The following is a 12,685-nucleotide window of genomic DNA, read 5'->3' as shown; positions in this document are numbered from 1 at the left end:
GAATGAATCTGGCCAGGGGCCAGTCAATCAAATAATTGCTTCAATCAAATAATCGAATAATGAGAAACTTAATGTCTGCTGTAGAAGCAGTCCGCAACATCAAATCTGGTGACCATGTATTTATTCACACCGCCGGAGCCACTCCCAATGTGTTGGTACAGGCTATGACCGAACGGCATTCGGAGTTGGAGGGGGTTAAAATATATCATTTACACACGGAAGGACCTGCCCCCTATGCCAGGCCTGAATACGCAAATAGCTTTCATGTGAACTCCTTCTTCCTGGGAGCCAACTGTCGGCAAGCTACCCAGGAGGGGTATGCTGATTACATCCCATGTTTTTTAAGCGAAATTCCGTTAATGATAAGATCGGGCATTATTAAGGTGGATGTGGCCCTTGTGCAGGTTTCGCCGCCCGATGCTCATGGATATTGCTCGTTGGGGATCTCTGTGGATGCTACCAAGGCGGCAGTGGATATGGCCAAAGTGGTGATCGCACAGGTGAACCCACAGATGCCAAGGACTCACGGAGATGGGTTATTGCACAAGGATATGTTTACAGCTTGTGTGGAGGTGGATGTGCCACTGCCTGAATTAATAGCTCACCCCATTACTCCTGAGGAGAAAAAGATGGGAGAGCTCATAGCCGAAATGATTCCTGACAGAGCCACCATGCAGATGGGTATAGGAGCTATTCCAGATGCAGTGCTCTCCTGTCTGGGCAATCACAAGGATTTGGGCGTACATACAGAGATGTTTTCAGACGGAGTGATTCCTCTTGTAGAGAATGGGGTGATCACCAATAAATACAAGACCAAGCACAAAGATGTAATTGTGTCGGGGTTTATGATCGGCTCCAGGAAGTTATATGACTTTGTGGATGACAATCCGATTGTACGGATGCTGGACATTCAGTATGTGAATGATACCGCTGTGATCAGGCGAATGCCCAATATGATCAGTGTGAACAGTGCCATTGAGGTGGATCTCACCGGCCAGGTGAGTGCGGATTCCATAGGAACCCGGATTTACTCCGGGGTAGGAGGACAGATGGATTTTATCAGGGGTGCTTCACTCTCACCGGGGGGTAAGCCAATCATTGCGTTGCCTTCTGTCACAGCCCGGGGTGAGAGTAAGATCACCTCGTTTTTGAAAGAGGGTGCCGGAGTAGTGACCACCAGAGCACACGTTCATTACATTGTCACGGAGTATGGCGTGGCAGCCCTTTATGGAAAGAATCTCAGGGAACGAGCCAAGGCATTGATAAGGATCGCGCATCCAGATCATAGAGCGCGGTTGGAGGAGGAGGCATTTGAGCGATTCAGAGTACTCTGAGGTTGTTGTTTTGGGTTGAATGAGCGTCGCACCGGACATGTGACGCTCTTTTTTATTTGAGTTCCTTGATGAAGGTGACTATCCGGTTGGTTACTTCAAATCCCATTTGCTGATGAAAAGCGATACTGCCTGAATTGTCAATTTCAGTATCCGATGCCAGAAAACTCGCACCCTTTTCCCTACACCATTCCTCCGCTCTTGCTATCAGTTTTTTGGCCACACCTTGTTTTCTGAAGTCTGGTTGCACATAAATCCCCTCTATGTACCCGACGGGAGATGTGTTGGCACCTTCCACATAATCGGACCGGAGATTGAGGTAAATAAATGCGATGTACTGATCGTGGTTTTTTGCCAGAAAGTAGCATTCCTTGTCTGATTCGAGGATTCTTACGCAGTTGGCATACTCCTGATCAAATTTACACTCAGGCCACAACGCTATGATCAGCTTTGTCAGCTGATCGATGTTTGAGTGGTTAAAGGGTACAATTTCCATATGTTCAAAATCTTGCGGCATCATTGATCTCAATCCAGTATCCGTCCGGATCCTGAATGTAAACCTGCCTGACACCATCAGGTCTGGAGTTGGTGCTGTTGGCCTCTCCGGGCCAGTTCTCAAAATTCACCTTCTTCTCCCTAAGCATGTTCACAAAGGCTTCAAAATCATTTACAGCCAGGGCAAGATGTACATCTTTTATAAGTTGGATGCCTTCTTTGCTTCTGTTGATAAGGTGCAACTCCACACCGTCAGCCAAGGTGAACCAACGGATATTGGTTTTCTTAGTTTGGTTGGTGATTTCGTCAAGACCGAGTATTTCGGAGTAGAATTGAGCGCTTGCTGGTAGGTCGGCTACTACGATCGCGATGTGATCCGTCTTCACCTGAGGTTTATAGTCTTGTGCATTCACCTCTAGGGTAGCCAATAAGATGATCACAAATAGGATTCTTTTTGTCAATAGGAGATTCATCGATATTCATTTTTTGATTTGAGGGTCAAGATAAAAGAGAAACATTAAATGTGTCGGTATCGAAATGCACAGTTTTGAGGCTCAAATGTCCATGATGTTGTTCTCTCCGCTGGGTTGTTAATATTTCGAGTCGGTGTTGATGATTCCGGCACCTCTGGTGCTGATGATTTCGCTAGAATACCTTTATGCTCCGAGAGCGGATTGCAAATAGAGCTCCGTGGAGCGGAATGTTTCCAGAAGAGCTGCGTAGCAGCGACATGCAGTTCGATGATATGCAATTTGATTGAATGATATTAAGATTGGGAATGTCGCTCCGCTGGAGCTCGGGGGATGTTTTCACGATTTTATCTATTAATATTTAGCACCTCTGGTGCTGATGATTGTATGGAATACGTTCGTTTAGCTCCGTAGGAGCCTAATATTAATAGGAATTGTATGAATTAGAAAAGAGCTGCGTAGCAGCGACATGTTGTCGGACATTTGGGAGATGACGTTTAATGAATGTCGCTCCGCTGGAGCCAGGGGTGGTGGTGGTTGGGATCTATAACATAAAGCACCTCTGGTGCTGATGATTTCGCTAGAATACCTTTATGCTCCGAGAGCGGATTGCAAATAGAGCTCCGTGGAGCGGAATGTTTCCAGAAGAGCTGCGTAGCAGCGACATGCAATTTGATTGAATGATATTAAGATTGGAAATGTTGCTCCTCTGGAGCTCGGGGGATGTTTTCACGGTTTTATCTATTAACATTTAGCAGCTCTGGTGCTGATGATTGTACAGGAATACGTTGGTTTAGCTCCGTAGGAGCCTAATATTAATAGGAATCGTATGAATCAAATGAGAGCTGCGTAGCAGCGATATGTTGACGGACATTTGGGAGATGACGTTTAATGAATGTCGCTCCGCTGGAGCTAGGGGTGGTTGTTGTTGGGATCTATAACATAAAGCACCTTTGGTGCTAATGATTTGGCAAGAATGCCTTTATGCTCCGAGAGCAGATTGCAAATAGAGCTCCGTGGGAGCGGAATGTTTCTAGAAAAGCTGCGTAGCAGCGATATGTAGTTCGATGATATGCAATTTGATTGAATGATAAGATGAAAATGTCGCTCCTCTGGAGCTCGGGGGATGTCTTTACGGTTTTATCTATTAATATTTAGCAGCACCTCTGGTGCTGATGATTTCTTCGAATATGGCTTTCTATTTAGCTCCGTAGGAGCGGAATGTTTCTAGAAGAGCTGCGTAGCAGCGACATGTCATCTCCACCGACCAGGAGAACGATTAATGAAACAAAAATCATGAATTTGTTATAGATTAACCTCTTCGTATTGAACCTAGCTCATTATGGCCAATACCTATACCCAACTTTATGTTCATGTGGATTTTGCCGTCAGAGGACGCCAAAATATGATTTCCCCAAAATGGAAAGAGGAGCTCTATAAATACATTACCGGTATTGTTACCAACAAGGGACAGAAATTAATGATCATCAATGGTATGCCTGATCATTTGCATATGCTCATTGGTATGAAACCCGATTTAGCACTATCTGATTTGATCCGGGACATTAAGGCTAACTCCTCTAAGTTCATCAATGAAAAAGGACTGGCAACTGGAAAATTTGGCTGGCAGAATGGTTTTGGAGCCTTTACCGTGGGGCAATCTCAGAAAGAAAATGTGATTAACTATATTAAACATCAGGAAGAGCACCATAGCCATAAAACATTCAGAGAGGAATATATTGGCTTTCTTAAGGCTTATGAGGTGGCATATAGTGATGAATATATTTTCGAATAATATCGCTTGTGACCGATGAGTTTCTCTTCCTTTCGGAAGGTAATTTCTGACCCCTCTCAGCTGATCACGATGGTTTTGGAAATGAGCACTTCATCTTCCAGCAAGATAGAGAGTTTCCAGGGGCCTCTTTTATCCTCCACTGGTGCCCATATGGAGTCGCCCAGGAAAAACTGAAAGGGATTGTGTTTCACTCGGAACGTACCCCTGAAGGGAGGTTCCACCTCTCCGGTTGCGTCAGTAAACGGTGGATGCTCTATCAGAAAATCGAGGTACCGACCTTTAGCCTTTCTGATCTCCACGATCATTCCAAACTCCGCACCAATGACTGCATTTACGGTATTTGTGAGGGCTATGAATTTAGGGAGCTCACTGCTCTCGCGATCCCACTCGCTGTAAGCTCCGTAGTTAATGATTTCAATTTCTATGGTTTTTGTATTCTTCTTTTTCATGTTGAATGTGCAAAGCTAACCACCTTCCGGATTTCGAAATGAAAAACCGGCGGAGGGAAATGGAATAAGGAACCAAATGTTGATAGCTAATGGATCATTTGGCTATTCTCTGATTAAGCAGCTGTTTTATTCCGTCCCCGTCCATATTTTTCTTTATTTTCGACCTCCATACCTTTTCGAGGTTGAATTTATTCTAAACTCCATAAACTCAAACAATCAGAAATTATGCAAAGAAAAGTCACGATAATGCTTGTCCTTTTTTCCATGGTGTCACTCACCGCTTTTGGACAGCAGTTTAAGGCCCTGCTTTTTACCAAAGTGGCAGGATACCATCATGAAGCGGTGAATGAGGGGGTAGATGCCATCCGCTGGCTTGCCAAGCGAAATGATTTTGCTCTGGACTGGCATCAGGATGCTTCCAGGGTGTTTAATGATAAAGCTTTGGCTGAATATGATGTTGTCATTTTCCTGATGACTACTCAGGACATCCTCAATGACGAGCAGCAGGAGGCCTTTAAGCGGTTTATCCAATCTGGAAACGGCTTTGTAGGCATTCATACAGCTTCAGATACCGAATATGACTGGCCATGGTACAATCAGCTCATCGGTCGCATGTTCTACATTCATCCACACCGTCAGACTGCCGCCATCAATGTAGAGGATCGCAACTTTCCGGGGATGCAGCTAATGCCTGATATGCGTTGGTGGACAGACGAATGGTACGAGTTTGGGGAGGAAAAAGTGGACAATCTCAATTACCTAATCACGGTGGATGAGTCTACTTACGATGTAAAGGCTAAATGGGGTGAGAAGGAAGCCAAGGGAATGAATGGCTTTCACCCTGTAGCCTGGTATCACGATTTTGATGGGGGCAGAGCCTTCTACACCGCAATGGGTCACATGGCGGAAACCTACTCTGATGCTATATTTCTTGAGCACATTTACGGAGGTATTTTTTGGGCAGCTACGGGCAAAGGTGTAATGAAGAAATAATAACCACTAATGAAGAGTGAAGCCAGCTTCTGATCACATCAGGCGCTGGCTTTTTTATTTCTTTAACCTGGCCAGATTCTCCTTTAGCCGATACTGCACAATTCGGCGGATCAGGTCCATGGGGATCGGCCGGTCTATTGGGAATTTAACCGTTCCTTTTCCACCTTCATACCCCGCCAGCTCTTCCTTGAATACCTCAATTGCCCTTGGGGCGGGGTAGAAGCCTATGTGCTGCTTATATCCGCCGAAGTGAACAAGTGCACCATGTTGAGAAAAGGTGGGTATCCCATAGCTGATGGATTCAGTAGCCTCAGGTGCGGCTTGCTGAATGGTCTTTCTTATTGCTTTCAAAATTCCCTGTACCTCTATGGGGAAACCGGCTATGTATTCCTCAATGTCCTGTGGTGCTTTTTTTGAATCATTCCCTTTCATTCGGTTCTTTTTTTAGACTTAAGATAAACCAAAATCCAGCAGATCACCAATTGCTGTATTTCGTCAGCTCTTCTCCTAACAAGGGTCAATCCAATGGGTGATCAAGGTCATCCAGTCTCGGTTGTTTTGTCATACCTGGCGTGCACCTGGTCCTCTAGCTTTGCCTTATCAACTAAAACAAAAAAACACAATGAAGTTTCTATTAGCACTCCTCCTTATATCAGGCCTGACCACCGGACAGTGGGAGTTCAAGTCAGCTCCAACGCAGAGCAGCATGACCATTTTAGGCACTTCCAGCCTTCACGATTGGGAGTCTGAAGTTGGTGACTTTGTAGTCTCTGGTACCATGGCAGAAAATCTCATTTCAAACCTCAAAGTAGAGGTGAATGTGGAGTCCATCAAAAGTGGAAAATCTATTATGGACGACAAGACCTACGACGCGCTGAAAAGCGAAAAGTTTCCCACCATCTATTTCGCGGCAGAATCTCTGACGCTATCTGGTGGCAAAGCCACAGGGCTTGGGGTGCTCACCCTCGCGGGTGAATCGCGCACCATCACCCTGGAGGCAGAAACCGCTCCCAAAGGAGCCAATGCCGTGCAGGTGGACGGTAAAGTATCTATCAAAATGTCGGACTATGGGATAGACCCACCGACGGCCATGTTTGGAACCCTCATTACAGGCGATCAGGTGACCATCCAATATCAACTTTTACTCAACAAATAAACAGACTACTTAAACGAATCGATCATGAAAAATTTTAAGCTCAAATCAATCTTAACAGCCCTGTTTTTGACAGGGGTGGTGTTCGCTTACGCTCAGCAACCAGCATTGCAGTATTTCAGAGCCAATGACAAAGATGGTCTCAATGTATTCGAGACTTCAAAGCAGAATGATGTAGAATTTACCGGTGTAAAGGTGCGTGTGGGCGGTGATTTCGCCATGCAATTCCAGGGACTTTCTCAAAGTAACGCAGGAGATTCTTTAACAGAATTAGCCAATAATTTCAATTTGCCTACTGCCAATCTGAATCTGGATGTGCAGCTGGCTGATGGAATGAGAATGCATTTGCGTACCTACCTTTCTTCCAGACACCACACAGAGGCTTATGTGAAGGGTGGATACATACAGATCGATAAGCTGGATTTTATCCGCAAGGATTTCATGAGTGGCTTTATGAATGTAGCCACCATCCGTGTGGGTATGGACGAGTTTAACTATGGTGATGCACACTTTAGAAGATCTGATAATGCCAGAGCTATTTTCAATCCTTTTGTGGGCAACTACATCATGGACTCTTTTACCACAGAGCCATTTGCAGAGCTTACCATCAATACCTCAGGTTTCATAGGCGTGTTGGGAGCGACCAATGGCCGACTTAATCAAAGTCCACTGCCAGGTGATGATGGCTTTGTACTCTTTGGTAAGCTGGGCTATGATGACCAGATCAATGATGACCTACGTCTTCGTTTGACAGGATCTTTCTATAGCAGTTCCGACAAAGGAACAAGGGATTACCTGTACAACGGTGACCGTGCCGGGGGCCGATACTACCAGTTGTTGGGCACTCAGACCATTTCCAGTAGTGACTTTTCCCCAAGATTCAATCCTGGTTTTAAATACCAGACCGCCTTTCAGATCAACCCTTTTGTGAAATTCAAAGGCCTTGAGTTCTTCGGAGTGTTTGAAGTAACGAGCAATGGTGATGATGCCGTAGGCGGCAGCTTCACACAGCTTGGAGCAGAAGCCCTTTACAGATTTGGTGGTGAAGAGCAATTATACCTTGGTGGACGTTTCAATAGCGTAAGTGGGGAAGTAGCCGATGCAGCTGCTGCTCGGGATGCGCAGCGAATCAATTTTGGAGGAGGTTGGTTCATGACCAAAAACGTGCTGGCGAAAGTGGAATATGTGAAACAATCATATGATGGAGCCGGATGGAATGGAAGCCAATATCAGGGAGCAGAATTTAGTGGTGTAGTGATTGAAGCCACCATTGGATTTTAGTAGCCTGTTTAGTTGAGTGGCCGCCTCCTGCGGGAGGTGGCTTCTCATTTTAGTTGTAAGAGCGGAGTGTTTACTGGCGGGTTGGGTCAGTAGATTCTCCGCTTCTTCCTTTATGTATACTCCCCAGAAACGGTATTATTCCCCGTGTAAATGAAATCTTAACCTGATGCTGAATAAATAAGGTGTACTTTTGTGGCTTACAAGAAATGACATTTAAAATAAATTGTCGTTTCACAAACAATTTATATGTCGTTTAAAGCTTTGGGACTATCCGAATCCCTGTTGCATGCAGTCAACAAAAAAGGATATAATACCCCTTCTCCAATTCAGGAAAAGGCCATTCCACTCATTTTGCAAGGAAAAGACATTTTAGCATCTGCTCAGACAGGCACAGGCAAGACCGCAGGGTTTGCGTTGCCGATGCTACAGATTCTGGCCGAAGGCCGGCAGCAGAGCAGACCAGTGGTGCGGGCACTCATTCTCACACCCACAAGAGAGCTGGCAGCACAGGTGCACGAGGATGTGCACACTTATGGTGAGTTTCTTCATCTGCGATCTGCGGTGATTTTTGGAGGTGTCAATGCTAATCCACAGATCAGGGCGCTCAGAAATGGCGTGGATGTTTTGGTGGCTACTCCAGGGCGTTTGTTAGATCTGTATAATCAGAAAGCCGTGTCGCTGGCCAAAGTAGAGATCCTCGTGCTGGATGAAGCAGATCGTATGCTGGACATGGGCTTCCTGAGGGATATCAAGAAAATTCTTGCTTTGGTACCAGAGAAGAGACAAAATCTGTTGTTTTCAGCCACCTTTTCAAGAGAAATCAAACAGCTGGCTAATGGCATCCTGAATCACCCGGTGCTGGTAGAGGCCACGCCCGAGAATACCACAGCGGAGAAGGTGGATCAAAAAATTTACAGGGTAGACAAGAACAAGAAGGCGCAGTTGATTACCAAGCTGATATCGGAAGGTGACTGGCAGCAGGTACTGGTGTTTACCAGAACGAAGCATGGAGCCAACAAATTGGGAAAGATACTGACCAAAAACGGACTGACGGCCGCTGAGATTCATGGCAACAAAAGCCAGGGAGCGCGTACCAAGGCCCTTGCCGGATTCAAAAAAGGCACTGTGCGTGTACTCGTAGCCACAGACATAGCGGCCAGGGGATTAGATATTCCACTTCTGCCACACGTGATCAATTACGAGCTACCCAATGTGCCTGAAGATTATGTGCACCGAATAGGTCGTACGGGCAGGGCAGGAGCAAGTGGAGAGGCCATCTCATTGGTGTCTCTGGATGAGATGGAATATGTGAAAGGCATAGAGAAGTTGCTAGGCTTGACGCTTCCCAGTGAGGTGTTAAACGGGTTTGAGCCCACGGAGACGGCTGCCGACATCAAAAAGGAGCCGAAAAAAGGATCATTTCAGCGATCTCAATCTTCTAAACCGAGGGATCCAAATAAAGGAAACTTTAGGAGACCAAACAGAAGCAACACGAGCAGAAGGCGCTCAAACTAAATCAACTAAAAGGGAATCGCACGACTGCACTCAGTCGAGCGATTTCACTTCCATTCTGAGTTCAAACGAGACATTGAGTTCATCGTTTACTTTCACCATCCCAAAAAACTTGGTGGGAGCTTCCAGATTAAAATCATTCATACTGAGGTGCTGTGTACCAGCCAGGGTAAGTGCACCCTCGGAGTGGTTAATCACCAATCCATTCTCCACCAGTGCATGGTGAGATACTCCGGCCAAGGTGATCGAGACAGAGGAAATGACGGTAAGCTTTGCCACTTCCTGATGCTCATTTTTTATCCTGATGTCATTGATGCGGAGGAGTAGATTGGGGTAAGTATCGCTTTTCAGTGTCTTTCTTAAATCCTGACTCATCGCCTCCAGGCCGCAATCAAACTCCGCAACGGGATACCTCAGTTCCAAGCCCTCAAAGCGAACCTCACGGGTTTCGCTGGTGGTTTTAATTACCATTGGCTTGCCCGGCAGGGTTTGGCTGAGTGTACATTCAAAGGTATTGAGATTGGTGGTGCCTTGCAGGACAAAGTGTCCTGAACTAATAGTCACTTCATGATGTGATGGCTGCGCATACAGCAGACCACTCCAAATAAATACGTGGAAAAACAAGGCATATCTCATCTTACAAAGAAATACCTCACGTCGAAAAAGTCTTATGACAATTGTCAGCGTAGACCCTGACAGTGTACAGGGTCCGGTTCATCAGAATCGAATGGCGCTGAGCTTTTCAGGGAGTAGCACATGGATGGTGCTGCCCTCTATTTTGACAAACCCATCTTTTTTGAACTCAGAAAGAATCCTGATCACCGACTCGGTGGCTGTGCCCACCATACTGGCCAGGTCTGAGCGTGACACATCAAAGTGGTCTTCCTCATACTTGTTATAGAGTTTCATCAGTGCATCCGCGGTACGCTTTCTCACGGTATCGTAGGCCATTTCCACGAGCCCATGCTCTTTCTCCAGCAGGTTCTTAGAAAGCATTTTGATGAATTGCCCTGAAACTTCACGGTTTTGGAAAATCAGATCCTGAAAGTCTTTGCGGGGGACTAAAATGAGCTCGGTCTCTTCCAGTGCCTGGGCAAACTCTGTACGTTCGGTGTCCTGAATGAGGGCGTTTTCGCCCAGAAAATCTCCGTCAGAGAGCACATCAAGGATGAATTCTTTACCGTCGGTATTGATCTGGTAGGTCTTTACCTTTCCCTTTTTGATTTTGTAGGCGTAGGAGGCAAAGTCCCCATGCCGGTAGATAATGTCTTTCTTTTTGAAGGACCGTGTTTTGCCACTGTTTTCCAGGTCTTTGAGTTCATGGTATTCTTTGGCACGGGCCACAAATTCCTGCAGAGACTCATTGTTGGAGAGCCGGTTGAATTTCTCCAACCTCCGTTCTATGGCGCCCAGGAGCTCCATTTCTTCAAAAGGCTTGGTGATATAATCGTCTGCGCCCATGTTCATCCCTTTCCGGAAATCGGTCTTTTCTGCTTTTGCGGTCAGGAAAATAAAGGGAGTGGAAGCAATCTCGGGGTTTTTGCTAATGAGGTAGAGCACTTCATAGCCATCCATCTCCGGCATCATGATGTCGCAGAGTATCAGATCTGGTTTGTGTTCCAGGGCTTTTTTTACACCCTCTTTGCCGTCTGATGCGGTGATGGGATCATAATGAGAGAGCTGGAGGAGTTCTTCAATGTTCTCCCGTACTTCCAGCTGATCTTCGATGATGAGTATCTTCTTTTTCATGGCATTGATGGATCAGGGCTTGATGGGGAAAGAAATTACAAACTCACTGCCCTGGTTTTCCTTACTGGTAAAAGTAATGCTTCCGTTGATCAGGTCAAGGTACCTTTTGACAATATTCAGTCCAAGGCCGGTACCCTGGATATTGGAGGCATTGTCGGCCCGAAAGAACCGTTGAAAGAGGTTTTTTTGCTCGTCTAGCGGGATACCAATCCCCTCGTCTTTGATCGCAATCTGAATGTGGTCGTTCACCCTGGAGGTGGTGGCGGTGATGGTCTTTCCCTCATCCGAATATTTAATGGCATTCGAAATAAGGTTGATGATGATGTTTTTCAGAATGTGTGGATCAGAAACTACTTCAGTAATTTCCTCTTCAATGGTGATTTTCAGCTGTTGATCTTTTTTCAGGCCTTGCTCAAATACTTCTTCCACTTCCCTAAATAAACTGGTCATTTTGAAAGGCTCTACTTTCATGGTGATGGCACCACTTTCCAATTTCTCCAGGGAGAGAAAGTCATTGAGAATATTGGTGAGGTTATTGACAGCAGACTTGATTCGGTTCACGTGCTTGTCACGATTGGTTTGCTGCTCAGCTTCGGTGTATTTGGCCACCAGATTGGCCGAAGAGTGGATGGTGGTGAGGGGCGTGCGAAATTCATGACTGGCCATGGAGATGAACCGCGATTTCATCTCATTGAGTTCTTTTTCTTTTTCCAGTGCATTAAGAATTTCCTTCTCGGCCTTCTTCAGTTCTTCCAGACTGGATTGTAAGGCAGCTTCAGCCAGCTTACGCTCTCTTATCTGGCTCTTGAGCCCCAGGTTGAGGTGTTCCAGTTCCTGAGTTCGCTCCTGCACTTTAGACTCCAGCTCAGAGGTGTACTGCTTGAGCTTCTCTTCGCTCTGTTTCAGTGCATCCTCCTGTTCTTTTCTTCTCGTAATGTCCGAAATGAAGGCCACTACCAGCTTTTCATCTTCGTGCATGACATAACTGAGACTCACTTCTACCGGAAACTCGCTTCCTGATTTTCTTTGTCCGGTCAGATGACGCCCTATGCCCATAGGCCTGGTCACAGGATGGGCGATGTACTTAGTACGGTGCGGCACGTGTTGCTTGTGGTACTTCTGGGGAATGAGGTCTTCAATGACCCTCCCAATTAGTTCGTTTTGCTCGTATTCAAAAATCTCTTCCGCTCGCTTATTGATGAGCCTGATTTTACCCTCACTGTCCACAATGATTATGCCCTCTCCAGCCCCGAGAAAGATCTTATTGAGCAATTGTAATCCATTGGAGGACGTAAGGTATTCGCTGCTTATGGGCATAAATGTGAGATTTCCAGATTTGGCTATTTGAAATATAAACCTACAAAAGGTGCCTGAGAGAAGCCCTAGGTAAGTACTGATTTATTTCATTTTTTGGATTGACTATCATCACGTGCCCCCAAAAGATGCGAGGGTACTTT

Annotated in this window: 13 protein-coding genes; 6 read left to right on the top strand and 7 right to left on the bottom strand. The window is 45.9% G+C overall.

Annotated features, from left to right (window positions below; genetic code table 11):
- The first annotated feature begins 59 nt into the window (after positions 1-59).
- Positions 60-1,334 (top strand): acetyl-CoA hydrolase/transferase family protein, encoded by a 1,275-nt coding sequence (locus RIH33_RS04200; protein WP_406653902.1) that lies wholly within the window; start codon positions 60-62, stop codon positions 1,332-1,334.
- A gap of 52 nt (positions 1,335-1,386) precedes the next feature.
- Here the strand turns inward: RIH33_RS04200 and aac(6') are convergent, their stop codons facing one another.
- Both aac(6') and RIH33_RS04190 read right to left on the bottom strand, forming a co-directional pair.
- On the bottom strand, positions 1,387-1,827 hold the full coding sequence (aac(6'), locus tag RIH33_RS04195) for an aminoglycoside 6'-N-acetyltransferase (protein WP_406653901.1): 441 nt from the start codon (positions 1,825-1,827) through the stop codon (positions 1,387-1,389).
- A 4-nt stretch (positions 1,828-1,831) separates the two neighbouring features.
- Complete coding sequence (locus RIH33_RS04190; RefSeq protein ID WP_406653900.1) at positions 1,832-2,299, bottom strand: VOC family protein; 468 nt, start codon at positions 2,297-2,299, stop codon at positions 1,832-1,834.
- 1,339 nt (positions 2,300-3,638) lie between these two features.
- Here RIH33_RS04190 and tnpA point away from each other — a divergent pair.
- Positions 3,639-4,091, top strand: coding sequence for an IS200/IS605 family transposase (gene tnpA / locus RIH33_RS04185; RefSeq protein ID WP_406653898.1), 453 nt, complete (start codon positions 3,639-3,641; stop codon positions 4,089-4,091).
- 56 nt (positions 4,092-4,147) lie between these two features.
- Here tnpA and RIH33_RS04180 read toward each other — a convergent pair whose 3' ends face one another.
- Entirely contained in the window at positions 4,148-4,540 is a 393-nt protein-coding gene (locus RIH33_RS04180; RefSeq protein ID WP_406653897.1) for a DUF3859 domain-containing protein, read from the bottom strand.
- A 225-nt stretch (positions 4,541-4,765) separates the two neighbouring features.
- Here RIH33_RS04180 and RIH33_RS04175 point away from each other — a divergent pair, with 225 nt between their 5' ends.
- Positions 4,766-5,533, top strand: a complete 768-nt coding sequence (locus RIH33_RS04175; RefSeq protein ID WP_406653895.1) for a ThuA domain-containing protein — start codon at positions 4,766-4,768, stop codon at positions 5,531-5,533.
- Positions 5,534-5,587: 54 nt separating this feature from the next.
- Here the strand turns inward: RIH33_RS04175 and RIH33_RS04170 are convergent, their stop codons facing one another.
- Entirely contained in the window at positions 5,588-5,965 is a 378-nt protein-coding gene (locus tag RIH33_RS04170; RefSeq protein WP_406653893.1) for an iron chaperone, read from the bottom strand.
- A gap of 190 nt (positions 5,966-6,155) precedes the next feature.
- On the opposite strand from RIH33_RS04170, the gene RIH33_RS04165 reads away from it, so the two are divergent.
- The 3 genes from RIH33_RS04165 (at position 6,156) to RIH33_RS04155 (ending at position 9,482) form a co-directional block, all read left to right on the top strand.
- Entirely contained in the window at positions 6,156-6,689 is a 534-nt protein-coding gene (locus RIH33_RS04165) for a YceI family protein (RefSeq protein ID WP_406653892.1), read from the top strand.
- A gap of 24 nt (positions 6,690-6,713) precedes the next feature.
- Positions 6,714-7,967 carry a hypothetical protein gene (locus RIH33_RS04160; protein ID WP_406653890.1) on the top strand — a complete coding sequence of 418 codons (1,254 nt, stop codon included), beginning with the start codon at positions 6,714-6,716 and terminating at the stop codon, positions 7,965-7,967.
- A 246-nt stretch (positions 7,968-8,213) separates the two neighbouring features.
- Complete coding sequence (locus tag RIH33_RS04155) at positions 8,214-9,482, top strand: DEAD/DEAH box helicase (RefSeq protein WP_406653889.1); 1,269 nt, start codon at positions 8,214-8,216, stop codon at positions 9,480-9,482.
- 30 nt (positions 9,483-9,512) lie between these two features.
- Here the strand turns inward: RIH33_RS04155 and RIH33_RS04150 are convergent, their stop codons facing one another.
- The 3 genes from RIH33_RS04150 to RIH33_RS04140 form a co-directional block, all read right to left on the bottom strand.
- A complete protein-coding gene (locus RIH33_RS04150; RefSeq protein WP_406653888.1) occupies positions 9,513-10,115 on the bottom strand; it encodes a hypothetical protein in 603 nt (200 codons plus the stop codon).
- An 81-nt stretch (positions 10,116-10,196) separates the two neighbouring features.
- Positions 10,197-11,228 (bottom strand): response regulator, encoded by a 1,032-nt coding sequence (locus tag RIH33_RS04145; protein WP_406653887.1) that lies wholly within the window; start codon positions 11,226-11,228, stop codon positions 10,197-10,199.
- A 12-nt stretch (positions 11,229-11,240) separates the two neighbouring features.
- Positions 11,241-12,545, bottom strand: coding sequence for an ATP-binding protein (locus RIH33_RS04140; protein ID WP_406653885.1), 1,305 nt, complete (start codon positions 12,543-12,545; stop codon positions 11,241-11,243).
- Between the last annotated feature and the right edge of the window lie 140 nt (positions 12,546-12,685).

Origin of the sequence: Marinoscillum sp. (assembly GCF_040222955.1) — a bacterium.
Classification (GTDB): domain Bacteria; phylum Bacteroidota; class Bacteroidia; order Cytophagales; family Cyclobacteriaceae; genus Marinoscillum.
The sequence above is the reverse complement of the archived record's forward strand: the minus strand, read 5'-3'. Positions and strand labels throughout refer to the sequence as shown.

Excerpts from the sequence above, each read along its gene's own strand:
- RIH33_RS04200 (WP_406653902.1), top strand. The coding sequence starts at position 60 with ATGAGAAACTTAATGTCTGCTGTAGAAGCAGTCCGCAACATCAAATCT.
- RIH33_RS04190 (WP_406653900.1), bottom strand. The coding sequence starts at position 2,299 with ATGAATCTCCTATTGACAAAAAGAATCCTATTTGTGATCATCTTATTG.
- tnpA (WP_406653898.1), top strand. The coding sequence starts at position 3,639 with ATGGCCAATACCTATACCCAACTTTATGTTCATGTGGATTTTGCCGTC.
- RIH33_RS04180 (WP_406653897.1), bottom strand. The coding sequence starts at position 4,540 with ATGAAAAAGAAGAATACAAAAACCATAGAAATTGAAATCATTAACTAC.
- RIH33_RS04175 (WP_406653895.1), top strand. The coding sequence starts at position 4,766 with ATGCAAAGAAAAGTCACGATAATGCTTGTCCTTTTTTCCATGGTGTCA.
- RIH33_RS04170 (WP_406653893.1), bottom strand. The coding sequence starts at position 5,965 with ATGAAAGGGAATGATTCAAAAAAAGCACCACAGGACATTGAGGAATAC.
- RIH33_RS04165 (WP_406653892.1), top strand. The coding sequence starts at position 6,156 with ATGAAGTTTCTATTAGCACTCCTCCTTATATCAGGCCTGACCACCGGA.
- RIH33_RS04160 (WP_406653890.1), top strand. The coding sequence starts at position 6,714 with ATGAAAAATTTTAAGCTCAAATCAATCTTAACAGCCCTGTTTTTGACA.
- RIH33_RS04155 (WP_406653889.1), top strand. The coding sequence starts at position 8,214 with ATGTCGTTTAAAGCTTTGGGACTATCCGAATCCCTGTTGCATGCAGTC.
- RIH33_RS04150 (WP_406653888.1), bottom strand. The coding sequence starts at position 10,115 with ATGAGATATGCCTTGTTTTTCCACGTATTTATTTGGAGTGGTCTGCTG.
- RIH33_RS04145 (WP_406653887.1), bottom strand. The coding sequence starts at position 11,228 with ATGAAAAAGAAGATACTCATCATCGAAGATCAGCTGGAAGTACGGGAG.
- RIH33_RS04140 (WP_406653885.1), bottom strand. The coding sequence starts at position 12,545 with ATGCCCATAAGCAGCGAATACCTTACGTCCTCCAATGGATTACAATTG.